At 71.8% G+C, this 21,553-nt stretch carries 23 protein-coding genes; 11 read left to right on the forward strand and 12 right to left on the reverse strand.

Translation table 11 applies throughout. From position 1 onward, the window contains the following. Nucleotides 1–31: 31 nt before the first annotated feature. The 3 genes from OG624_RS36430 to OG624_RS36440 form a co-directional block, all read right to left on the reverse strand. On the reverse strand, nucleotides 32–295 hold the full coding sequence (locus tag OG624_RS36430; protein ID WP_033215946.1) for a hypothetical protein: 264 nt from the start codon (nucleotides 293–295) through the stop codon (nucleotides 32–34). Nucleotides 296–727: 432 nt separating this feature from the next. Next, nucleotides 728–1,570, reverse strand: coding sequence for a restriction endonuclease (locus OG624_RS36435; RefSeq protein ID WP_371640401.1), 843 nt, complete (start codon nucleotides 1,568–1,570; stop codon nucleotides 728–730). Nucleotides 1,571–1,696: 126 nt separating this feature from the next. Next, on the reverse strand, nucleotides 1,697–2,170 hold the full coding sequence (locus OG624_RS36440) for a hypothetical protein (RefSeq protein WP_371640402.1): 474 nt from the start codon (nucleotides 2,168–2,170) through the stop codon (nucleotides 1,697–1,699). Between the two features lie 192 nt (nucleotides 2,171–2,362). On the opposite strand from OG624_RS36440, the gene OG624_RS36445 reads away from it, so the two are divergent. Continuing rightward, a complete protein-coding gene (locus OG624_RS36445; protein WP_033215948.1) occupies nucleotides 2,363–3,727 on the forward strand; it encodes an NAD(P)/FAD-dependent oxidoreductase in 1,365 nt (454 codons plus the stop codon). Nucleotides 3,728–3,805: 78 nt separating this feature from the next. On the opposite strand, the gene OG624_RS36450 is transcribed toward OG624_RS36445, so the two are convergent. Further along, a complete protein-coding gene (locus tag OG624_RS36450) occupies nucleotides 3,806–4,114 on the reverse strand; it encodes a hypothetical protein (RefSeq protein WP_161291150.1) in 309 nt (102 codons plus the stop codon). A gap of 215 nt (nucleotides 4,115–4,329) precedes the next feature. Here OG624_RS36450 and OG624_RS36455 point away from each other — a divergent pair, with 215 nt between their 5' ends. Continuing rightward, nucleotides 4,330–6,828 (forward strand): SpoIIE family protein phosphatase, encoded by a 2,499-nt coding sequence (locus tag OG624_RS36455; RefSeq protein ID WP_266354408.1) that lies wholly within the window; start codon nucleotides 4,330–4,332, stop codon nucleotides 6,826–6,828. On the opposite strand, the gene OG624_RS36460 is transcribed toward OG624_RS36455, so the two are convergent. Continuing rightward, nucleotides 6,800–8,317 (reverse strand): SDR family NAD(P)-dependent oxidoreductase, encoded by a 1,518-nt coding sequence (locus tag OG624_RS36460; protein ID WP_371640403.1) that lies wholly within the window; start codon nucleotides 8,315–8,317, stop codon nucleotides 6,800–6,802. The two genes, OG624_RS36455 and OG624_RS36460, sit on opposite strands and share 29 nt — an antisense overlap. A gap of 211 nt (nucleotides 8,318–8,528) precedes the next feature. Here OG624_RS36460 and OG624_RS36465 point away from each other — a divergent pair, with 211 nt between their 5' ends. Further along, complete coding sequence (locus OG624_RS36465; RefSeq protein WP_078909045.1) at nucleotides 8,529–10,037, forward strand: DUF4246 domain-containing protein; 1,509 nt, start codon at nucleotides 8,529–8,531, stop codon at nucleotides 10,035–10,037. A gap of 160 nt (nucleotides 10,038–10,197) precedes the next feature. Here the strand turns inward: OG624_RS36465 and OG624_RS36470 are convergent, their stop codons facing one another. Then, complete coding sequence (locus OG624_RS36470) at nucleotides 10,198–10,731, reverse strand: DUF7822 domain-containing protein (protein WP_033215960.1); 534 nt, start codon at nucleotides 10,729–10,731, stop codon at nucleotides 10,198–10,200. Nucleotides 10,732–10,865: 134 nt separating this feature from the next. Between OG624_RS36470 and OG624_RS36475 the strand changes: the two genes are divergently transcribed. From OG624_RS36475 to OG624_RS36490, 4 genes are all read left to right on the forward strand, one after another. After that, nucleotides 10,866–11,879: an SPFH domain-containing protein gene (locus OG624_RS36475; protein ID WP_030718274.1), complete on the forward strand. Its 1,014-nt coding sequence runs from the start codon at nucleotides 10,866–10,868 to the stop codon at nucleotides 11,877–11,879. After that, the gene (locus OG624_RS36480; RefSeq protein ID WP_266448095.1) at nucleotides 11,876–12,775 is read left to right on the forward strand and encodes a hypothetical protein; all 900 of its coding nucleotides are present in this window, start codon (nucleotides 11,876–11,878) and stop codon (nucleotides 12,773–12,775) included. Before OG624_RS36475 ends, OG624_RS36480 begins: the two co-directional genes overlap by 4 nt. Nucleotides 12,776–12,911: 136 nt before the next feature. After that, nucleotides 12,912–13,433, forward strand: coding sequence for a protease inhibitor I42 family protein (locus OG624_RS36485; protein WP_371640404.1), 522 nt, complete (start codon nucleotides 12,912–12,914; stop codon nucleotides 13,431–13,433). Nucleotides 13,434–13,602: 169 nt separating this feature from the next. Next, a complete protein-coding gene (locus OG624_RS36490) occupies nucleotides 13,603–13,995 on the forward strand; it encodes a YciI family protein (RefSeq protein ID WP_371640405.1) in 393 nt (130 codons plus the stop codon). A gap of 6 nt (nucleotides 13,996–14,001) precedes the next feature. Here the strand turns inward: OG624_RS36490 and OG624_RS36495 are convergent, their stop codons facing one another. Beyond that, nucleotides 14,002–14,235, reverse strand: a complete 234-nt coding sequence (locus OG624_RS36495; protein WP_033215969.1) for a hypothetical protein — start codon at nucleotides 14,233–14,235, stop codon at nucleotides 14,002–14,004. A 124-nt stretch (nucleotides 14,236–14,359) separates the two neighbouring features. Here OG624_RS36495 and OG624_RS36500 point away from each other — a divergent pair, with 124 nt between their 5' ends. After that, nucleotides 14,360–15,004, forward strand: coding sequence for a DUF402 domain-containing protein (locus tag OG624_RS36500; RefSeq protein ID WP_371640406.1), 645 nt, complete (start codon nucleotides 14,360–14,362; stop codon nucleotides 15,002–15,004). Nucleotides 15,005–15,087: 83 nt separating this feature from the next. On the opposite strand, the gene OG624_RS36505 is transcribed toward OG624_RS36500, so the two are convergent. From OG624_RS36505 to OG624_RS36520, 4 genes are all read right to left on the reverse strand, one after another. Continuing rightward, nucleotides 15,088–15,438 (reverse strand): VOC family protein, encoded by a 351-nt coding sequence (locus OG624_RS36505; RefSeq protein ID WP_266354400.1) that lies wholly within the window; start codon nucleotides 15,436–15,438, stop codon nucleotides 15,088–15,090. 196 nt (nucleotides 15,439–15,634) lie between these two features. Then, the gene (locus OG624_RS36510; protein ID WP_371589357.1) at nucleotides 15,635–16,795 is read right to left on the reverse strand and encodes an oxygenase MpaB family protein; all 1,161 of its coding nucleotides are present in this window, start codon (nucleotides 16,793–16,795) and stop codon (nucleotides 15,635–15,637) included. A 108-nt stretch (nucleotides 16,796–16,903) separates the two neighbouring features. After that, nucleotides 16,904–17,959 carry a polyprenyl synthetase family protein gene (locus tag OG624_RS36515; RefSeq protein ID WP_161291170.1) on the reverse strand — a complete coding sequence of 352 codons (1,056 nt, stop codon included), beginning with the start codon at nucleotides 17,957–17,959 and terminating at the stop codon, nucleotides 16,904–16,906. Then, nucleotides 17,949–18,242, reverse strand: coding sequence for a polyprenyl synthetase (locus OG624_RS36520; protein ID WP_371589358.1), 294 nt, complete (start codon nucleotides 18,240–18,242; stop codon nucleotides 17,949–17,951). The genes OG624_RS36515 and OG624_RS36520 overlap by 11 nt, the downstream gene beginning before the upstream one ends. Before the next feature lie 301 nt (nucleotides 18,243–18,543). Between OG624_RS36520 and lepB the strand changes: the two genes are divergently transcribed. From lepB to OG624_RS36535, 3 genes are all read left to right on the forward strand, one after another. After that, nucleotides 18,544–19,269, forward strand: coding sequence for a signal peptidase I (gene lepB / locus OG624_RS36525; RefSeq protein ID WP_371640407.1), 726 nt, complete (start codon nucleotides 18,544–18,546; stop codon nucleotides 19,267–19,269). 62 nt (nucleotides 19,270–19,331) lie between these two features. After that, on the forward strand, nucleotides 19,332–20,318 hold the full coding sequence (locus OG624_RS36530; protein ID WP_033215978.1) for an aldo/keto reductase: 987 nt from the start codon (nucleotides 19,332–19,334) through the stop codon (nucleotides 20,316–20,318). Nucleotides 20,319–20,572: 254 nt separating this feature from the next. After that, the gene (locus OG624_RS36535) at nucleotides 20,573–20,944 is read left to right on the forward strand and encodes a UBP-type zinc finger domain-containing protein (protein WP_371594140.1); all 372 of its coding nucleotides are present in this window, start codon (nucleotides 20,573–20,575) and stop codon (nucleotides 20,942–20,944) included. Here OG624_RS36535 and OG624_RS36540 read toward each other — a convergent pair. Next, a complete protein-coding gene (locus tag OG624_RS36540) occupies nucleotides 20,941–21,384 on the reverse strand; it encodes an SRPBCC family protein (protein WP_244290670.1) in 444 nt (147 codons plus the stop codon). The two genes, OG624_RS36535 and OG624_RS36540, sit on opposite strands and share 4 nt — an antisense overlap. Nucleotides 21,385–21,553 lie beyond the last annotated feature (169 nt).

Consider the following 21,553-nt stretch of genomic DNA (forward strand, 5'->3'; position numbering starts at 1 on the left):
GTCCCCGGACCACCCTGGCCGGCGGGGGCGGCTACCGGGGCCGGCGGCCCTGGCCCATGGCGAACGCGACGAGGATCCCGGCGAGTCCCGCCCATACGACACCTTCGCCGCCGGCGTGCCGCCAACCCAGCAGGCCGAGGACGAGGGCGGTGATCGCTCCCGCCGTGAGCGCGCGGGAGTCGGTGAGGAACGACCACTGCCGGCGGCCGCTTCCGGGCTCCCTGAGCTCGGCGACGGCGGTTCTGACGACCACGGCCGCGATCACGATCGCGGCGACGACGAGTGTCGTTCCCACTTCCGCTCCTGACGTCGAGCGCGGGTCCACCGATGAGCAGGGCCAAGGTGAAGCATAGGCCCGCCAGGACGAAGCGGCCGAGCACGTCCGCCCAGGTCGGGCCGCGATCGGTGAGCCCTGCGGCGGTGCGGCCGTGGGAGGACCCGCGGGGTGCGGGGAGACGGTCCGGGGGCGGATCCTGTCCTGACCCGCCGTCGAGCTGATGACCACCGACCGCCTCACGCCCGAGCACACGGCCGCGCTCCAGGCCAGGGCCTGTCTTTCGGATCACGCCGGGCCCGCACAACGGGCTCGTCGGCATCCTGCTCACCCGGACCGGGACGTCCACGCCGGATTCTGCGCGGGCCATGCAGGACTTCTGGACCACCCTCTACCAGGCCATCGACGGCTGACCCGCGTACCTGGTCGGGGCCTCTCCTCGGGCGGGCCCCTTCAGGCCTGTACCTCGGCGTCGGCCGGGGCTCCCGGCCCCGGCGGTTGCGTGGCGGGGGTTTCCCAGGGAGGGGGCGTCCGCGACTCCGTCCACGCGGCCAGCGCGTCGCCGTCGACGCAGACGATGCCGCAGGTCGCGGCGTAGTCCTCGGCCGGAGCGGTGAACGAGCTGGTCGTCACCACCACGGCCACGTCGGCTTCGTGGACGACGAAGCAGGTGCCGCCGAAGCGTTGCAGGTCCTGCGAGCCGACCCGGTTGCCGTCGCCGTAGTGCTTGCACTGGACGACGACGCGCAGACCGTCCGCCGTCGTGGCGATCACATCGGCGCCCAAGTCCCCGGCCCCGCCGACGACTTCCACCTGAAGGCAGCCGTCCCGGGCACACAGCGCGGCGATCGCGTGCTCGAATCCGTCGGCGTCGACCGCCGCGTGATCCAGGGCGTCCGGCCCCAGCTCGGGCACGTCCACCGGATCCGCCACGAGCTCGGCAGCGGCCGGCGGAACGAGGACCGCCGTCGTGGCCGACGGATCCGCGGGCACCGGATACGCCGGGTTCTCCGGATACACGGCCGCCACGTAAGCCTCCCCCGGGGACGCGGGGGAGCGGCGCCGAACGGGTGCCAGGGCCCACCGGGCCAGCGCCATTCCGGCCACCAGGACGATCACCGTGGCGATCGGCATCACGGGTATGGCGCCACCGGCTCCCGTCCCCACCGTCGTCCGCACGAACACGGCCAGTCCGCCCAGGCAGATGCCCAGGAGCCCGACCGCCAGCACGACGTCCCGCCCTACGGACGCGGCACCGTCGCCCGCGTCGTCCCGACGGCTTCTCGATGTCGCCATCCGGACACCCTCCCTCGTTGGTTCCCCCGGTGGACCCGTACGTCCCTCGTCTGATCACGAATCACGAATCCAAACGGCCCACGTCCGCACGTGCCCACGTCCGCACGTCCGCGCGGGTGCCGACCGCTACGGCCGCGAGCTGCGTACCCGGTCGTGCGGGCACGGGGTGCCGACGTCGGACGTCGGGATGCGCATGCGGCGCAGGAGACCGCGCGTGGTGCGGAGGGTCAGCGTGCTCTGCCATGCGATGCCGGGGTGGCGTGCCCGCAGGTGCGACAGCGCGCGCGTGTCCAGCCCGGTCGAGCGGAAGACGGAGTCGATGTCGACCCCGGTGATCACGCCCCGCGCGCAGGCGGCGCAGCGGCGGTAGCGGATCTCACCGACCACCTTGCGGACGTGCACCAGGAGCAGGAACCCCTCGCCGGCGCCACGCTCGCACGTGGTCTCGGAGGCGAGGAACTCGATGTCCCTGTAGGCGAGGATCCTGCCGCGCAGCCGCCTTCTGAAAGGGTGCCGGCGCCTCGCCGCGTGGGCCGGACAGCCCTCGGTGCCGCGGGCGAAGTGGAACAACGTACTCGGGCGTGCGTGCTCTCCGGACATACGACCCGTGTGCCCGGCCGCGGCCGGACGATGCCACGGTCTGCCGCTCGGCTCCGTCGACGCGTGCCGGAGCAGTACGTGCGCGCCGCGGGGTAGAGCCGTCCGCACCGATGTTCGCGTGTTCGCGTTCATGGAGCGTCCTGCCGGGGAAGGCGTGCCGGGGACCCGTACACCCGAGAAGGGACGGACACCATGGCACGACCGAGGATCGTCGTCGTCGGCGCGGGATTCGCCGGCGTCTCCTGCGTACGCCGCCTGGAGCGGACGTTGTCACCGGGGGAGGCGGAGATCCTGCTGGTCACTCCGTTCTCCTACCAGCTCTACCTGCCGCTGCTGCCGCAGGTGGCCTCCGGAGTACTCACCCCCCAGTCCGTGGCGGTCTCGCTGCGCCGCAGCCGCCGCCACCGGACCCGGATCGTGCCCGGCGGGGCCGTGGGCGTCGACACCCGGGCCAAGGTCTGCGTCATCCGGAAGATCACCGGGGAGCTGGTGGACCAGCCGTACGACCACCTGGTGCTCGCACCCGGGAGCGTGACCCGCACCTTCGACATCCCCGGCCTGGCGGAACACGGCCGCGGCATGAAGTCGCTCGCGGAGGCGGCCCACCTGCGCGACCACGTGATCGCCCAGCTCGACCTGGCCGACGCCGCCGCACCGGGCTCGGCGGAGCGGGCCTCACGGCTCGGCTTCGTGGTGGTGGGCGGCGGCTACGCGGGTACCGAGACGGCCGCCTCCCTGCAGCGCCTCACCACGAACGCCGTCGGCCGCTACCCCCGGCTGGACCGGCGCGAGATCAGCTGGCACCTCGTGGACGTGGCCCCGAAACTGATGCCCGAGCTCGGCGACCGGCTGGGTCGGGCAGCCCTCGACGTGCTGCGCGGCCGCGGCATCGAGGTCTCGCTCGGCGCCTCCGTCGCCAAGGCGGGCCCCGAGGACGTCACGCTCACCGACGGGCGCGTACTGCCCTGCCGCACCCTCATCTGGACCGCCGGCGTCGCCGCGAGCCCCCTCATCGCCACGCTGGGCGCCGAGACCGCCAAGAGCGGCCGGCTCGTCGTCACGCCGGACCTGCGGGTGCCGGGGGCGGACGGCGCGTTCGCGCTCGGTGACGCGGCCGCCGTACCCGACCTCGCCGCCGGCGGGGACGACGCGGTGTGCCCACCCACCGCGCAGCACGCCGCGCGCCAGGGCAGGGTCGCCGCCGACAACGTCGTCGCCACGCTGCGGGGCACGCCGCTGCGTCGTTACGTCCACAAGGACCTCGGACTTGTCGTCGACCTCGGCGGCCGCGACGGCGTCTCCCGGCCGCTCGGCATCGACCTGCGCGGGATGCCCGCCCAGGCCGTGGCCCGCGGCTACCACTGGGCGGCGCTGCGCACCGGGGCCGCGAAGACCCGGGTGATGACGAACTGGCTCCTGAACGCGGTGGCCGGCGACGACTTCGTCCGGACCGGATTCCAGACGTACAAGCCGGGGACGCTGCGCGACTTCGAGTACACCGACCACTACCTCACCCCGGAGGAGGTACGGGCCCGCACCGCGACCGTCGGAGAGTGACGACCCGGGCGGTGTCACCCACGGTGACCGCCCGGGCCACCCCCGCTCCGACGCGGGAGCCGCGGGAGCCGCGGGAGCCTAGGACTCGCCGTCGACACCGGTGACGGCCGGAGGTCCCAGGGGTACGTCCTTCGCGGAGACCCCCAGCTCTTCGAGGGCGCCGGCCACCAGGCGGACGGCGTCGTCCTCGGCCGTGGCCCGGTCCGGGGCATCGACCTCGAGCCGGACGGAGAAGGTCCCGCCCTCGTGGAGCGTCAGCAGCTCCACGTCCTGGGTCTCGCTCAGGTCCGTGTGGTGCGGGATCAGCCTCCTCTCCAGCTCGGAGCGTGCTGCATCGCCCACGTCCCTCAGGAACGTGCCGGGCACGGTGATCACGTAGGTGGTCACTGCTGCCTCCTGTCGGTGGGTAGGGGCTGAGACGTTGTACGGATGCCCCGGGGTCGCGCTTCGAATCTCCCCGGGAAAGGGACGCTCTGCCGACGTGCGCGGACGCGGCGATACTGAAGGGAGGCCGACTGCCCAGCCCGGTCGCTCGTCACTCTGGGTGGTCGTTGCGGGGATGTTCGCGTGCGGTCCGTTCGGCAGGTCGAAGGGTGGCAGCGATGGACGCACCAGCGCCGGGATCGGGCGAGGTGCCGGAGGACCCGTTCGCGCTGCACAACTCGGCGTCGGCGGTCGTCGACGACCACGGCACGGTCGTCGGCTGGAGCGAGCGCGCACAGGACCACCTCGGCTACCCGCCCGAGGAGGTGCTGGGCCGGCAGGCGCTCGGATTCCTCATCGACGCACGCGATCGGGAGGCGGTCCTGGACGCGGCGGCGACGTGCGAGCGCGAGCGGGGCTGGGCCGGGGTCCTGCCCGTCCTGCACCGCAACGGGCGGCGGGTGGAGCTGGGCTTCCGCGCCCGCGCCGTCGTTCGCGCCGGATCGACCCGGGAATGGCTCCTCGTCGTCGCCCCGGCGGAGGAGATGCTCCGATGGGAGACGGACCGCTCGGTCCTGGACGGCCTCTTCCGGCGCTCCCCGATCGGCCTGGCCGTCCACGCCCCCGACCTGGGCATCCTGCGGGTCAACCGGGCGCTGGCCCGCTTCGCGCAACTTCCCACGGCCCAGATGCGGGGCCGACGCATCGGCGACTTCCTCTTCGGCCCGGACGTGGAGCCCATCGAGAGACGGCTGCGCCGCGTGCTGGAGACGGGCGCTCCCCTGATCTTCACCGAGCAGCCCTGTCGTACGAGGAGCGACCCCGACCGCGAGCGATGGGTGTCGGTGTCGGCGTTCCGGATCGAGGACCCGTCCGGCGAGATCCTCGGCGTCACCCAACTGGTCGAGGACGTCACCGACCGCTACCGGGCCCGACGTCGACTCGCCCTGCTCAACCGGGCGAGCGCCAGTATCGGGACCACCCTGGACCTCGGGCGTACCACCTGGGAGCTGGCCGCCGCCGCCGTCCCCGACCTCGCCGACGCCGTCTCGGTGGACCTGCTGGAGGCGGTGGCCCGCAGTGAGGAGACCGCCGTGGAGACGAGCGGACCGGTGCGCAGGATGGCCGTCCATTCGGTCGTGGCGGAGGCACTGCAGGTGATGTACTCCGCCGGCGACGTCTTCCACTTCGACCCCCGTACCCCACAGGCCAGGTGCCTCGCCGAACAGCAGCCCATCCTCGAAGCGGAGCTCCGGAGCAGCCCCGGCTGGTACTTCCAGGATCCGGAGCGCACCCGGCGCGCCTTCGGCCTCGGAGCCCACTCGCTGATCGTCGTACCGCTGACGGCCCGCGGCCTGCTCCTCGGCATCCTCAGCCTGTGGCGGGCCGAGCGGCCCGAGCCCTTCGAGGAGGACGACCTCACGCTCGCGGAGGAGTTCGCCTCACGCGCCGCCCTGTGCATCGACAACGCCCGCCGCTTCACCCAGCAGCATCAAGCCGCCCTGACCCTGCAGCGCAGCCTGCTGCCGCAGGAGTTGCCCGCACACAGCGCCGTCGAGGTCGCGCACCGCTATCTGCCGGCCGATCCCGCCACCGGCGTCGGCGGCGACTGGTTCGACGTCATCCCCCTGTCCGGAGCCCGTGTCGCCCTCGTCGTCGGCGATGTCGTCGGCCATGGACTGCACGCCGCGGCCACCATGGGCCGCCTCCGCACCGCCGTGCACACCTTGGCGGGCCTCGACTACGCCCCGGACGAGGTCCTCTCCCACCTGGACGACCTGGTCAACCGCCTCGCAGACGAGCAGGAGCCTGCCGACGGACGCTCGCAGGGCCCACAGATCGTCGGCGCGACCTGCCTCTACGCGGTCTACGACCCCACCTCCCGGCGCTGCACCCTCGCCCGCGCCGGCCACCTGCCGCCCGCCGTGGTCACCGCCGACGGCACGGTGAGCCTGCCCGACCTTCCCCAGGGGCCGCCGCTGGGCCTCGGGGGACTCCCGTTCGAGTCCGCCGAGATGGAACTCCCCGAAGGAAGCCTGCTGGCGCTGTACACGAACGGCCTGGTGGAGGCCCGTGACCACGACCTCGACGAGGGACTCGAGCGGCTGCGAGAAGCACTGTCCCGGCCCGGCCGCTCGCTGGAGGAGACCTGCACGGCGGTACAGAACGCCCTGCTGCCGGAGCACCCACGGGACGACGTCGCGCTGCTCCTCGCCCGCACCCGCGTGCTGGCGCCCGAGCAGATCGCCTCGTGGGAGCTGCCCGCCGAGCCGACCGCCGCCGCCCGGGCCCGGCACCTGACGCAGGCCACGCTGAGCGGGTGGGGCCTGGAGGAGGCGGCGTTCACCGCCGAACTGGTCGTCAGTGAACTGGTCACCAACGCCTACCGGTACGGCGGCGGCACGCCGGTGACCCTGCGCATCATCCGCGACCGCGGCCTGATCTGCGAGGTCTCCGACAGCAGCAACACCGCTCCGCACCTACGGCGGGCGCTCACCACGGACGAGGGTGGGCGCGGTCTCTTCCTGGTGGCCCAACTCACCGAACGCTGGGGTACCCGCTACTCCCGGGACGGCAAGACCGTCTGGACGGAGTTCCCCCTGCCCGTGGCGGCGCACGGGCACTCCGCCACCGCGCCCGACGGGGCGATCACCAGGGGACCTGGCGATAGTCCTTGAGGAGGACGCCGTGGACGGGCGCGCCGGCCCGCCCTTGCACGATCGGGTGGTAGACACGGGCGGCGCCGTCGACGATGTCCAGCGGCGGGCGCCAGCCGGTGGCGGCGTGCCGTTCGCGGGCGGGCAGGGGCTTCTCGTCGGTGACCCAACCGGTGTCGACACTGCAGGTGTGGATGCCGCGGCCGGCCAGGTCGGCCGCGCTGGTGCGGGTGAGCATGTTCAGGGCGGCCTTGGCCATGTTGGTGTGCGGGTGGTCGCCGGTCTTGTTGCGCACGGTGAACTGGCCTTCCACAGCGGAGACGTTGATGAGGTAGCGGTCAGGATGCGGGGAGGCGTCGAGAAGAGGCAGCAGGCGGTCGGCGAGCAGGAACGGCGCGACGGCGTTGACCAGCTGGACCTCCAGCAGCTCGGTCGGGTCGATCTGTCCCAGACGTAGCGTCCATGAGTTGGTCGCGGCGGTCTCGGGCAACAGGCCCGCCTCGTCGACGGCCTCTCGCGGCAGGGGGACGGCGACCACGTCGGCATGCGTGTTCGCGCCACCGGTGAGGGCCTCGGGTACGCGCGACCGTGACGCGAGTTCCGCCGTCCACGGCAGTGGTGCGGTGCGTGGGCCGGGTACGGAGAAGCCGGGAGCGGTCCATATCCGTGGCGTGGTGAGCGACGTGGGCAGGGGCGTGGGTTCGGCCGTGGCCAGAGCGGCGTAGGCCTGAGGGGAGCGGCGTAGGGTCTGGGCCGCGTTGTTGATCAGGACGTCCAGGGGGAGCCCCTGGGAGAACATGTGGTCCGTGAACGCGAGTACCTGCCGGGGATCGCGCAGGTCCAGGGCCGCGATCCGCAGCCGGTGCCACCACTGCTCGGCGTCGGGGGCGGCGGCGAACCGACGCACCGTGTCCTGGGGGAAGCGGCTGGTCACGGTGAGGTCGGCGCCGTCCCGAAGCAGCATCAGCGCGACCTGGTGGCCGATCTTGACACGCCCGCCGGTCAGCAGCGCACGACGACCGGTGAGGTCGGTGCGGGTCGTGCGGTGGGCGAGGTTCTCGTCGGCGCATGCGGGACACAGCAGGTGGTAGAAGTCGTGGACCTGCCGGTAATGGTCCTTGCAGACGTAGCAGCGTTGAGGGCGGTTCAGCAGCTGTGACGGCCCGTCGCTCTCCGGAGTACGGTCCGGCAGCCGGCGCGTCGCGGACGGGCCGGGGCGCGGCTGGACGTGGTCGCCGACCGTCCGGCGCGGTTTCGGCGCCGTACGGGCGGGCAGGGCGGACAGGGCGGCGTCCATGACACGGTCGGGGGCGCCCATCGCGGTGGCGGCGAGCAGCTTCGCATCGGCGGCGGCCCGTGCCGCGCGTGCCTCGGCACGGCGTCGAAGTCGGCCGTCGCGGACGAGTTCGCCGGCAGCCTGTTCCAGCAGGCTGCGCTGAGCATCGTCCACGGGTAGCCGCTGTGCCTGGCGGATCAGGTCCAGGCAGTTCTGAATGCGCTCGCTGTCCATGGGGTGCCTTAGGTGTGATGGGTCGTTCGTGGCTCGCAGAATAGGTCGCGGGCAGGAAAATCGAACGCCCTTTTCGGTCCGGTCGCACCGGACCGAGCACCGCACGGCGCGCGTGCGGCACCGCATGGCCCGGACCGGGAACACGGCTGCGGTGTCAGTCCGCTGAAGTATCCTTCCGGCCACCGCACACCGACTCGGAGGACCAAGAGAATTGTCTGGCCTGTCTGCTTTCCCGCTGCCCTTTCAAACATCCCGTTCCCTGGCGTTCGCGACACCCAGAACGCTGCGGGAACTGCAGATGATGCAGTGCAGCGCGCACATTCGGGCCAAGCCGCGGTGGTTCGAGAAGATGAACGACGCCGCCGTCGTCGCCAGGTGGACGCGAGAAGCGATCGCCCAGGGCCTCACCGAGGCGCAGGTCCGATACGTCCTCGCCGAACTCGCGCACTACGCCGCCCTGCGGGACGAACGAACCGGCATAGAGGTGTCCGCCGCCGACGGGGTGTGGCATTCGGACACCCTGATCGACGACGAGCTCAGGAACCGGCTCCGCGAGGCGGTGCGGGTGCTGGAGCAGGTCCCCGAAGCCGAACAGGACTGGCATCCCGGTTCCGACGGCCAGGTGTTGGATCTGGTTCATCCCTCGCTGTTCTGCCTGGAGCGGGAGGCGAGCGGCGCACCGGAACGGGCTTGGCAGAATCCGACGGACCGTTATTCGAAGTACGAGTTCTCGGAGCGGTTCCAGTGGCTGCCCACGGACGTCGACGTCGCCGACGACGGCGATGTCACCTTCCGCTCGTACGTCAACAACGTCCACCCCGAGCATCACCGCGAACTGGCCGCCGTCCTGCCGGACATGTTCGCGCGCATGCGCCCGCTGTGGGAGAACGTCCTCACCGATCTGCGCCACCCGCGGCCCGTGCGGATCCAGGCCGATCCCTACGGGTGGTACGACTCGGAGCCGGAGTACCCGAACAAGTCCTCCTACAGCGATGCCGAGGCCTACAAGGCTGCGCTCAGTGCATGGGAACAGGCCCAGGACGACTGGTGGGAGAACCGCAGCCCGGTCATCCCGGACGCCCCGGAATTCACCGCACCCGAGACGCCCGACGCATCCGCCCGGGTCGATCTGCGCGGCCGCCGACTCCAGGTCATCGTCAAGCTCGCCACCATCCACCTCACCCCGGACAAGCCCGAGTACCCCGGCGGATCCTGGCACGTCGAGGGGATGTTGAACGAGCGGATCGTCTCGACCGGAATCTACTACTGGGACAGCGAGAACATCACCGAAAGCCGGCTCGGTTTCCGGGCGGCGCTCGACGACCCGAACTACGAACAGAACGACGACAACGGTCTGCGTGAGGTCTACGGCCTGGAGGACGAGGACGCGCTGAACCAGGCACTGGGATCGACGGCGACCCCGGCGGGCCGCTGCCTGGCGTTCCCGAACGTCCTGCAACACCGCGTCGGCGAATTCCGCCTCGCGGACGCCACCCGCCCGGGACATCGCAAGATTCTCGCGTTCTTCCTGGTCGACCCGTCGGAAAAGATCGTCTCGACATCCGACGTGCCACCGCAGCAGCCGTGGTCCGACACCTCGACCATGACGCTGGAGCAGGCGAAGACCTACCGCGAACAGCTCATGCAGGAACGCAAGTTCTTCGTGGACGAACACAACGAGCAGCTCTACGAACGGGAATTCTCCCTCTGCGAGCACTGAAGCCACGCAGCCACACACCCACCGACGAAGCCGGCCGGGGCCCCTCGAAAGGGGCCCCGGCCGGCTCCGTCCGGTGAGCGAGGCGGCCCGAAGGACGCCCCGGCCGGCAACGCCCGCTCGGCGCTGCCGGACCTGGCGTGGGGCCTGGAGGCCGGGAGTGCTAGCCGGGGAAGGAGAAGTAGAGCGTGTCGCTGTAGAAGGAGGCGAAGTGTGCCTGCCAGTCGGTGCGGAGCGAGGCGAGCCAGGCGTCGTCCCGGCCGGCGATCGCGGCCTCGGCCCGGGCGACGGCGGCGGGGATCTCGTGGGAGACCAGGCGCTGCACGGCCGCCACCGGATCGTCGTCCGTGACGGAGACCATCTCTCCGGTCTCCAGGATGAAGAACTCCGCCCGCTGCTTGTCCAGATGGGAGACGGTCCTCTCGACGCACTCGGCGAACTCGGCGTCGTCCTCCAGTCCTTGACCGACCGCACGCAGGAGCCCGCCGAGCAGCTCGGCACCCTTGGCGTAGTCCGCCGCGATGCCGATCTGCGGGCTCCAGATCATCGACTGGGTGATCGTCGTCCCGTATCCGACCATGAGCTTGTGGGCGAGCGGGATGTCCCATCGGTGCTCGGATATGCACCGGATGGCCCGGGGGTTGTCGACCTCGGTCGGCTTCGAGTCCGCGGCGTAGAGATATGAACGGTTTGCCATGCCGGCGACCCTAACAGCGCGCACCGACACCACCCGGAAGCGTCCGAGACCCTCGCTCCACCCTCTTCTCGTCCTCTTGACGATATGGGCGCGTCCCTTTATCGTCGTACTGACGAAATGAAGGGGGTCCTGCCATGGCCGACATCACCCGGCGCTTCGGCTGGCGTCATCTGCGCTCCGCGCCCACCGCTCACATCCGCCACCACAAGCGCGGCCGACTCGCCCACGACGGGCGGGGTCTCAGCTTCTGGTACCGGTCGCTCTCGGCGGCGCTCTCCGAAGTCCCGGTCGACGACCGGGAGCTGGCCATGGCGTTCCACGCCCGCACGTCCGACTTCCAGGACGTCGCCGTGCAGGCCACCGTCACCTACCGGATCAGCGACCCGGCCGAAGCCGCCGAACGACTCGACTTCTCCGTGGACCCGGACACCGGGAGCTGGCGCGGCGCCCCCTTGGAGCAGATCGCCACGCTCCTCACCGAGACCGCGCAGCAGCACGCGCTGGACGTACTGGCCCGAACTCCGCTGGCCGTCGCCCTGGTCGACGGCGTCACCTCCGTACGGACCAGCGTCACCGCGGGCCTCGCCGCCGAGCCCAGACTCCCGGCCACCGGCATCGACGTGGTGGCCGTACGGGTCGTGGCCATCCGCCCCGAGGCCGAGGTGGAGCGCGCCCTGCGCACCCCGGCCCGCGAGCAGATCCAGCAGGAGGCCGACCGGGCCACCTACGAACGGCGGGCCGTCGCCGTCGAACGTGAGCGTGCCATCGCCGAGAACGAACTGGCCAGCCAGATCGAACTCGCGCGACGCGAGGAGCAGTTGATCGATCAGCGCGGCACCAACGCCCGCCGCGAGGCCGAGGAGAAGGCGGCGGCGGACGGCATCCGGACCGAGACCGAGGCGGCCCGCAAGGTCCGCCTGGCCCGCGCGGACGCCGAGGCGGCCCGCGAGACCGGCGCGGCGCGCGCCGAGGTCCAGGCCGCCTGGCTCCGCGTGCACGACGAAACCGCTCCGGGCACACTGCACGCCCTGGCGGCGACCCGGCTGGCGGAGAACCTGCCGCGGATCGAGAGCATCACGCTCTCGCCCGACGTCCTGACCGGGCTCCTCACCAGGCTCGGACGCCCGGAAGGCGGCACGGACGCGTGAGCCTGGCCCCGCGGGCGGTCCTCGTGCACCGCAGGACCGAGTACGAGGAACTGCTCGCCCGACACGGCACGCACGGGCAGGCCGCGTTCTTCCTCTCCAGCCGAGGCCGGTCGATCGACGAGGTGCACCGCCGCCACGAGCGCGCCCACCAGGCCCTGCGTCAGGTGGCGGCGGCGGTGCCGCTCACCTGGCGCAGCTCCCGGGTGGAGCGGGCGGACCTGGACCGTTTCCTGTTCGCCCCGGAGGACGTGGTGGTCGTGATCGGCCAGGACGGCCTGGTCGCCAACACCGCCAAGTACCTGCGCGGACAGCCGGTGGTGGGCATCGACACCGACCCGGGCTACAACCCGGGGGTCCTCGTCCGCCACCGCTGCGCCGACGCGGCCGCCCTGCTGCGCGCCGCGACCACCGCCGGGAGCCGGACGGAAGAGCTGACCATGGTCGAGGCCGTCGCCGACGACACCCAACGCCTCCTCGCACTGAACGAGATCTACCTGGGCTCGCCCGGCCACCAGACCGCCCGCTACCGCCTGGGCTCCGACGGCGACAACGGCCCGGACGAGGCCCAGGCCTCCTCCGGGGTGCTGGTGGGCACCGGCACGGGTGCCACCGGCTGGCTGCGTTCCCTGTGGCAGGAGCGCGACAGCCCCGCCCAGCTGCCCGCACCCGGCGAGCGGCGGCTCCTGTGGTTCGTACGGGAGGCCTGGCCCTCTCCCGCGACCGGAACGACGAAGGTCGCCGGCGAGTTGGGGCGGGGGCAAGCGCTGCAGCTGACCGTGGAGTCGGACCGGATCGTGGTGTTCGGCGACGGGATGGAGGGCGACGCCCTGGAGCTGACCTGGGGTCAGAGCGTACGGCTGGGCATCGCGGCGACGTCACTGCACCTGGTGACGTGAGCACCACCTGCCCCGCCCCGCCCGGCCGTCGCCGCCCAGGAGGGTGAGATGCTTCGGGTGCCTCCCGGGGCTCGGCCGCACGGGTCGGCCGGCGAGGGCGACTTCATCACCATCTCCATGGGCAAGGCTTGCAACAGTGATCTCCTCCCTGCGCACGGCGTGCGCCTTCCGCGGCGGCAAGGGCGGCACGGCGATCGCGGCGGCCGCGCTGCTCGCTCTCGCCACGGCCTGTGGCTCCGGCGGCGACGAACCGGCCGGCGCTTCCACGAGCCGCGCGGTGAAGGACACCGACATCACCGCGGAGCCGGGCGAGCGTTTCACGCTCACCGTCGACCGGAACGACTCCACCCGCGAGTACTGGTACCTCGTCGCCCCCGAGCCCGACGGCTCCGTGGTGGTCAGTCGCGGTCAGGTGTATGCGCCGGACTCCGGCGCCGAGGCGGTGCCCGGTGGCGGTGGCCGGCTCACCTTCACCTTCGAGGCCAAGGGCACGGGGACCACTCGGTTCACGCTGTTGCACTGCACTTTCACCACGTGCCAGGGCAACACCGCCACCCGGCCCCCTGAGACGACCGGGCCCTCCACCACCCCGACCGCCGGGGCGACCACCCCCTCCCGGGCGCCCGAGCGCATCACCTACACCGTCACGGTCGACTGAGCCGCAGCGGACGCTCCGAGCCGGCGTCGCCCGGCAGGCCCAGGCGGAGATAGGCCGGACCGGCGGAGTTCGCGGGGGAGGGCGGGCGCCGATGAGTTTCGCGGTCGGTCGAGGTCTACCTTCCCGTAGGGCCGAGAATCCTCGTAGCCGCCCCGGAAGGGTGAAGACCATGAAGTACATGATCCAGATGAACGTGCCGGCCGACCAGTGGGACGCCGTCATGTCGTCCTACTCCGAGGACGACATGCGGGCCATGTTCGCCCACATGAACGCCCTGAACGCGGAGCTCACGGCCGCCGGGGAATGGGTGGACGGGCAGGGCCTCGGAGGACCCGCACAGGTCAAGACGGTGCGGGCCGCGAGCGACGGACGGCCGCGGGTGAGCGACGGGCCGGCGCAGCCGGGACACATCCTGGCGGGCTACTGGCTGGTCGACGTCACGAGCGAGGACCGGGCGCTGGAGATCGCCGCACGGGCGTCGGCGTGCCCCGGCCCGGGCGGGAAGCCCGGCAACGACCCCGTCGAGGTGCACGCGATTCCCAGGGACCCGACGGTGGCCTGACTTCCTTCAGATGATGTGGATGCGTTCGAGCGCGCCTTCGGTGTCGCGGATCATCAGATCGTGCCCCTTGGCGCGCTCCTGCTCGACGAAGCCGAGCAGGAGGATGGCCCGGTTGATGACGTCCGACTTGCTGACGCCGCCGGCGGCGACGAGGTCGGAGACGATCGTGACGGCGGGCGGGCAGATGGTCACGGAGTAGCGCTCCGTGTCGGGGTGCGGGGGAAGCTGGTCCTGGCCCATGGGGAGATCCCTTCCGGCTCGGTTCATGTCCGCACCAGAATCGCACAGTCGTGGTGCACCAGCCATGCGTTTTCGGAGTCCGGCCCGGCCGGATACCCGGGCCCTGGTCGATCAGGAGGATGCCGTGCACCGTTTCGGGACGGGCCGGACGGTTGTTCGGCGCGACGTGCACCGTACGGGTCGGGTGTGGAGCGAGCAGGCGCTGCGGGTCGTCGCCGACACCGACGAGGCACTGGTGACCGCCTGCGCGCCCGGAGCGGAGGCCCGCCGGCCCGCCCTGTATGCCAAGGCCCGCGACGACGCGGACCGTGCGTTGCGAACGGAGGCGTTCGAGGCGCTGGCGAGCGGCCGGTGGGATCTCGTGACCGGGGTGTGGCAGGAGACCGACCTGCTGCTGTGGAAGCTCCCGGAGGCCTGGTTCAGCATCAACGCCTTCTACGTCCCCGACGGCGACGGGCGCCGACTGCGGAACTGGTACGTCAACTTCGAGCACCCCACCCGCCGCACCGAGGCCGGGTTCGACACCTTCGACCTCACCGTCGACCTGCTCATCGACCCCGACCTCACCCGCTGGGAGTGGAAGGACGAAGACGAGTACGCGCACGTGCGCCGTCTCGGGATCGTCTCCGATGCCGAGCACCAGGCTGTCGACGCCGCCCGGGCCCAGGTGTTCGGCATGCTCGCCGACCGGTCCGGCCCGTTCGCGGCCGGAAACCGTTGGGCCGTCTGGCGGTGGGAGCCGACCTGGCCCGCGCCACGCCTTCCGTAACCCGTTCCGCTCACGTGGCTGGGGCGGATCCGGCGACGCTCCGCTGCCGCCGGGATCGTCAGGCCGGGCCGACTGCCGTGGTGTCACAGACTGTGGGCGGTGGGGTGCAGAGGTTCGTACAGCGGGAGTTCGGCGCCGCTGGGAAGCCGGATGGCAGTCAGTTTGCCCCAGCGTTGTTCGCTGATCGGGCGGGTGGTCTCGACGCCCCGGGCACGGAACTCGGCGAGTTGGGAGTCGAGGTCGTCGCACATCAGGAACAGCTCGTGCCGGGGCGGTCCGTCGGTCGGGTGCACGGCCACCTCGGCCGGGGGCAGCTTGAAGATCAGCCGGCCACCACCCGCGTCGACCCCGGGAAAGTCGAGGACGTCACGGAGGAAGGCACGGTCCGCCTCTGCGTTCCGGCTGTGGAGAATGACGTGTGCACCGCTGATCATGGCTCGGTCCTGCCTGTCGACGTCCCGGCGGTCGTGTCCCGGGCATCCTGGCACGCGAGGCCCGAAAAACCTGCGACCGCATTCGACGGCGCGAAGGCGCGACGCCGCGACGGCGCCCCACACTCCTGCTTCTACTGGGAACGCGGCTAGGTGTGTTCCGAGGCCGGCACCCGGGAGCGAGCCGCGGCGGCCGCTCTCATGAGATCGAGGGGGCCGGTGGGCTCCAGCGGCGGGTGCGGGGTACCGCGCCGGAGACCCCGTACTCCTTCTTCAGCTGCTCGGGGATGGCGTAGTGCATGACACGGCCCCGCGTGAGGGAGGACAGCTCCAGCACGGTGGTGAGCTGCCCGAGGCGGTCCAGGGCCCACGCGCCGAGCGGGGAGCGGTCCTCGATGGTCTCCAGGACGCCGAGAAGGTGCGGCGCGGCCTTCACCACCGTGTCCCAGGCGGTGCGGGGCACCCGCAGCCAGTCGGCGCAGGTGTCGCCCACGAGGTGGCGGATGAGCGCGGAGACCACGGGGTCGAAGAAGGTGCCGGGCACGATCTCCTCGTAGAGGTCGATGAGCTGACGGGTCAGGTGCGCGCCCTCCTCGGACGGCCCCATGTGTCGGATCATGTACCGGTCGAGGAAGCCCCGTGCCTCGTCGAGGGTCGCGGGGACGGCTTCCTGGTCGACACCGAGCATGGCCCCGACCACCCGCCACGCGTAGTAGTAGGCCTCCGCGCCCTCCGTCGACATGTGGATGTTCAGCCGGTGCAGGCTGTCGAGGACGAGCAGCGAGAAGAACATCTGCCCGCCGATCATGTCCTCCTGGCAGATCGGCGTCCCGAGCGCCGCGATGTCCCACCGGTCCTCGCGTACGAGATGGTGGCGGATCGACGCGTGCAGCAGCCGGACCTTCTGGGCCGCGGGGATGAAACGGCTGCCGGCCTCGAACGCGTCGGGCCGCATCAGGTGGACGGTGAACTGGCCGGTCTCCGCCATCCGTTTCGACGGGTACGCCAGCCCGTGGGTGGTGGACAGCAGCTTCGCCACGTGCGGCACGAGGTAGCAGGCGGGCATGGAGGCGAAGGACAGGGCGGTGGAGATGTGCACGTTGTTGTCGATGAAGAACAGCCGAGCCTTCTCCATCTCGCCCCAGTCCACCCAGGAGGGCGGGACGCTCGTCGCTTCGAGGTACTCGCGGGCGACATCCGGCAGCCCGTCGGGCAGCGGCGCCCCGGCGGTGGAGACGTAGCGCATCAAGGTGTTGAACTTGCCCACTTCCCCGCGTTCGAAGAGCGTGGCGACGGTGGCATCGGCGAGCCGGTCACCGGTCTGCCGCAGGGCGTCCATCGATGCCTCGGTGTGGATCATGACGGGGCTCCTTGTCGTGCGGACGGAGAGGCGGGAAGGGGAGGAGAGGGCAGGGGGCAGGTGGGGGGAGGGGCAGGAGGGTGCGGACGGGCGTGCGCCGGTCAGGAGTCAGGAGCGGCGGGCCGACGCCGCGTGCGCCAAGGCGGTCAGGGCGGTCGCCGCGTCCTCGGGTACGGGCAACTCGTCCAGGGCGGCCAGCGCTTCCCCGACCCGCGCGCAGATCATGTCCTCCACCCGGTCGGGAGCCTTGAGGCGGCGCATCGTGTCGCGCACCGCGTCCAAGCCCTCCGCATCCAGGTCACGCCGCCCCAACAGGCTTCGCAGCAGCGCGCGTTCCCCGTCATCGGCAAGGCGCCAGGTCTCCGCCAGCAGGGCCGTGGGCCGGTGGCCGTGCACGTCGTCGGCGTTGGCCTTGCCGGTCTGCCCGGGATGGCCGAACAGGCCGATCAGGTCGTCCCGCAGCTGGAACGCCTCGCCCAGCGGAAGCCCGTACGCCGAGTAACCCTCACACGTCCGCGCCCCGGCACCGGCCAAGGCGCCACCGATGAGCAGGGGATGCTCGACCGTGTACTTGGCGGTCTTGTAGCGGACCACCTTCAGCGCCGCCGTGGTGTCGGGCCCGGCTCCGGTACGCAGGATCTCCAGGCACTCACCGGCGATCAGTTCACGTGCCATCACCGCCCACAGCGGGCGCGCCCGGGCCAGGTAGGCGGCGGGCAGTCCGCACGTGGCGAACAACTGGCCGGCCAGCGCCATCAACAGGTCCCCGACGAGCATCGCCAGCGACCTCGCCGAGTCGTCGACGTCCGACCGGTCGCCGACCGCGGCCCGCAGGGCGACGTGCGCGGTGGGCCGGCCGTGCCTGAGCGGACTGTCGTCGATCAGGTCGTCGTGGACGACGGCGGCGGCGTGCACCAACTCCAGGGAGGTCGCCGCCCGCAGCAGGGCGTCACTGTCGGGCTGCCCCACCGCCCGCCAACCCCAGTAACAGAACGCCGCCCGCAGCCGTTTGCCGTCCGCGACGGCGGCCTCCAACTGCTCGGCCACCGGCTCCAGGACGGGATCGACCGCCGCGAACGCGTCGGCCTCCCGCGCCACGAACCGGTGCAGCACCTCGTCGACACGGCTCTTGAAGGCGGCCTGCGCCCACCCCTCAGACGCCATCGTTCTCACGGGCCGTCACATGTCGTGCCAGGAGCTCCAGATGGGCCGGAGGCACGGCCGCGTACCGGTCGAGGGCCAGGCGCCCGCGCGCCATCAGGTCCTGCTCGGCCTCCGAGGCCAGCTCCGCCGCGTCCGACCTGCGCAGCAGACCGCTCACCACACCCAGCGCCGAACCCAGCGTGGTCACCGCCAGATCGGCCAGCCCGGCGACCAGCAGCACCGCCCGCCCCTCCGGCCCCTCCGGCCCCACAGGCCCCCCAGAACGTCCCGCGTCCTGCGTCATCGCATCCCCCGCTCAGCGCGTACCCCGGCGACGCCGGTCACGCGCCGCCCTGCGAGGATCCCGGTCACGGGGGTCCGGGAACGGCGGAACTCGCGATCGGGTGACCGGCCCGTTCGACCGTACGGATCCGATTCCGGCCACCGGGCGCGACGCGGAGCGACCGGTCGCACACGGCCGACCGACGGCGCCGAACTCGTGCACGCGCCCGACGGGGGTTCGCCCGCTACGGGACCCCGGTCGGCGTTCCGTACGCCGTACGTCCGTACAGTGCGGGCGTACATCGGAGCGAAGAGAGCAGGGCGTGATCGTGGGAACGTCGGGTCGGGGGCCGGGACGCCGGCTCGGAGTGGCAGCGGTGGCGCTGCTGGTGCTGGGCGGGGTGCTGACCTGTGTCGGCGGTCTCGGCGGGTACTTCTTCATGCCGACCCGGGTCATGCCGTCGAGCCACATGAGGCCCTCCCTTCCGGCAGGCGGGTCGATGGTCTTCAACCTGTTGGTCACCGGCGTGGACCGAGGCGACGTGGTGCTTTTCGACGCCGCAGCCTGGGGTGAACGGAACCTGGCCGTGGAACGCGTGGTCGCGGTGGGCGGCGACCGTATCGCCTACACCCCCGGGGACCGGACGCTGACCTTGAACGGGAGGCCGCTCGACGAGCCGTACGTCCTGAACGGCGACCCGGTGGTGGGCTCGCCCGGCGCGTTCGACGTCACGGTGCCCGAGGGTCGGCTGTTCCTGTTGGGCGACACCCGCGGCAACTCCGACGACTCCCGCTACCAGTTCCAGGAGTCGGAGGGCGGCACCGTGCCCCTGTCGGCGGTGAAGGGCGCGCTCATCGACGAGGACGACCCGCTGGTCGTCGGCCTGCGGTCGGCGGTGCCCGCCGGCGGTGGGCTGGCGCTCCTCGGCGCGGTGTCCGGCGTCTTCGCGCTGCGGTCGCGCCGCCGAGCGACGGGGGCCACGGCACCGAGCGGCGAGGGCCGCGGTACCGACGACGCGTGCGTGACCGGGGTGGTGGCCCGGGGTTGACTTGGAGTGCGCTTCAACACCTAGCGTCCTGAGCAATGATCCCGAGCTCAGGAGGCAGCAGCATGACCGACGTTCCCACCCGGCACCTGGGCAGTCTGGCGGTCTCCGCGCAGGGCCTGGGATGCATGGGCATGAGCCACGGCTACGGCGCCACGGACGACGAGCAGTCCCTCGCCACCGTGCGGCATGCTCTCGACCTGGGGGTGACCCTGCTGGACACCGCCGACTTCTACGGTGCCGGTCACAACGAGGAACTGTTGGGGCGGGCCGTCTCCGGGCGCCGCGACGAGGTGGTGCTGGCCACGAAGTTCGGCTTCGCCAACCGCCTGGGTGAACCCACCCGTGTCCGCGGCGACGCGGCGTACGTGCGGCAGGCGTGCGACGCGTCGCTGCGTCGGCTCGGGGTCGACCACATCGACCTCTACTACCAACACCGGGTCGATCCGCAGGTGCCGATCGAGGAGACCGTCGGCGCGATGGCCGAACTCGTGCAGGCCGGCAAGGTCCGCCACCTCGGGCTGTCCGAGGCCGGCGAACGAACCATCCGACGGGCGCACGCGGTGCACCCGATCGCCGCGCTGCAGAGCGAGTGGTCGCTGTGGACCCGCGACCTCGAAGCGGAGATCGGACCGGTCTGCCGCGAACTGGGCATCGGGCTGGTCCCGTTCTCCCCGCTCGGGCGCGGCTTCCTGACCGGCCGGTACAGCACGGTCGAAGGACTGGCCGACAACGACGTGCGGCGCACTCAGCCGCGTTTCGCCGACGGCAACCTCGAGCGGAACCTGGTGATCGTCGAGAAGCTCAACGAGCTCGCCGAGGCGAAGGGAGTCACCGCCGGCCAGCTCGCCCTGGCCTGGGTGCAGCACCGGGGCGACGACGTGGTGCCGATCCCCGGCACCCGCCGACAGCGCTACCTGGAGGAGAACCTCGCGGCCCTGGCCGTCGAGCTGACCGCCGACGACCTCGCCGCCATCGAGGCCGCCGCCCCGCCCGAGCAGGTCGCGGGCACCCGCTACGACGCGACCAGCCTCACCTTCGTCGACAACTGAGCCCGAGCGACGGACCGCCGACCGCGACAGACGGCGCGGTGCGCGGTCCGCCCTCGTCGAGGACGCCGATACCGCACCCGCCGAGGTCCGGGATCCGGGATCCGAGGTCGTCGGATTCCCCGGCTCCGGACGCATCCGTGCACCTGGGTCGAGAGGAAACGGAGTACGAGAGCCTCCGTGTCCGAGGCTGCGCCGGGCACGGGCCGGCGCGAGTGAGGGTGTTCGGGTGAGGGCGAGGGTGAGGAGTGGTGGCGATGGCAGATGGTCTCGGTTGGCGGGTCGGGCCTGACGGTGGTCGACCGCAGGGCCGGACCTGCGCGCACATCGAGCTCCTGCCGGCTTGCGAACCGCCGCTGCCGGCCCCGGCTCCGCCGGTCGGCTGCGCGGACTGTCGGTCGCGCGGCTGGAGCTGGGTGCGGCTGCGCCGGTGCGTGACGTGTGGCCACGTCGGATGCTGTGACAGCTCGCGGGGCCGGCACGCCCACGACCACCATGTGCGCAGCGGACACCCCGTCGTCCTCTCCCTGGCGTCCGACGAGGACTGGGCCTGGTGCTTCACCGACGAGGTCTTCCTCGTCCGGTCCGGCCACGGCGGATCGGGGCAGGCACGCCGGCAGCCGCGCTAACGGCGGTAGGCGGTGGCCGCGGAAGGCAACCGGTCGGCCACGGCGTCGGCCAACCTCTCGAATTCGGAGCGCAGGAAAGGCGTCGCCAGGCGAGCCCACCCCTTGAACCGCAAGGACGCCGTGTACGTCAGGAGTGTGGTCGTGGCCGAGCGGGCCCGGAAGCTCAGGTCGTCGGTGGCCGTGACGGTCTTGTTCTCACCGACGAACAACAGTCGATCCGGTTCCTCGGAGACGAGCCGGTAGAGCAGATCGCTGGTCCGGCCACGGAAGCGCGAAGTGTTCCGCCACACGGTTCCCACCTGTACCGGCCCTCCACCGACCCGCACGCACCGGACCGTGCCCGGGTCCCACTCCTCGGTTCGGGAGAAGTCCTCCAGGTAGGCGACCAGATCTTCGAGAGGAAGCCCGACGAGGATGTCCCTCCGGACGGTGATCGCCACAGCCGACCCCTAACCGGCCCCGTGAGGCCGCATCGATGTACCGCAGACGTATCTCTTCCCCGTGGGAGCCGCCGATGGATGCACGTCCGACGGTCGGGTCCGCGCACATCGCCAGGAGCGCCGGCTGAGGACGCGGCCCGTTCCCGCGGGGCCGGGAGCCCCTCCCGCG

The organism is Streptomyces virginiae (genome assembly GCF_041432505.1).
Classification (GTDB): domain Bacteria; phylum Actinomycetota; class Actinomycetes; order Streptomycetales; family Streptomycetaceae; genus Streptomyces; species Streptomyces virginiae_A.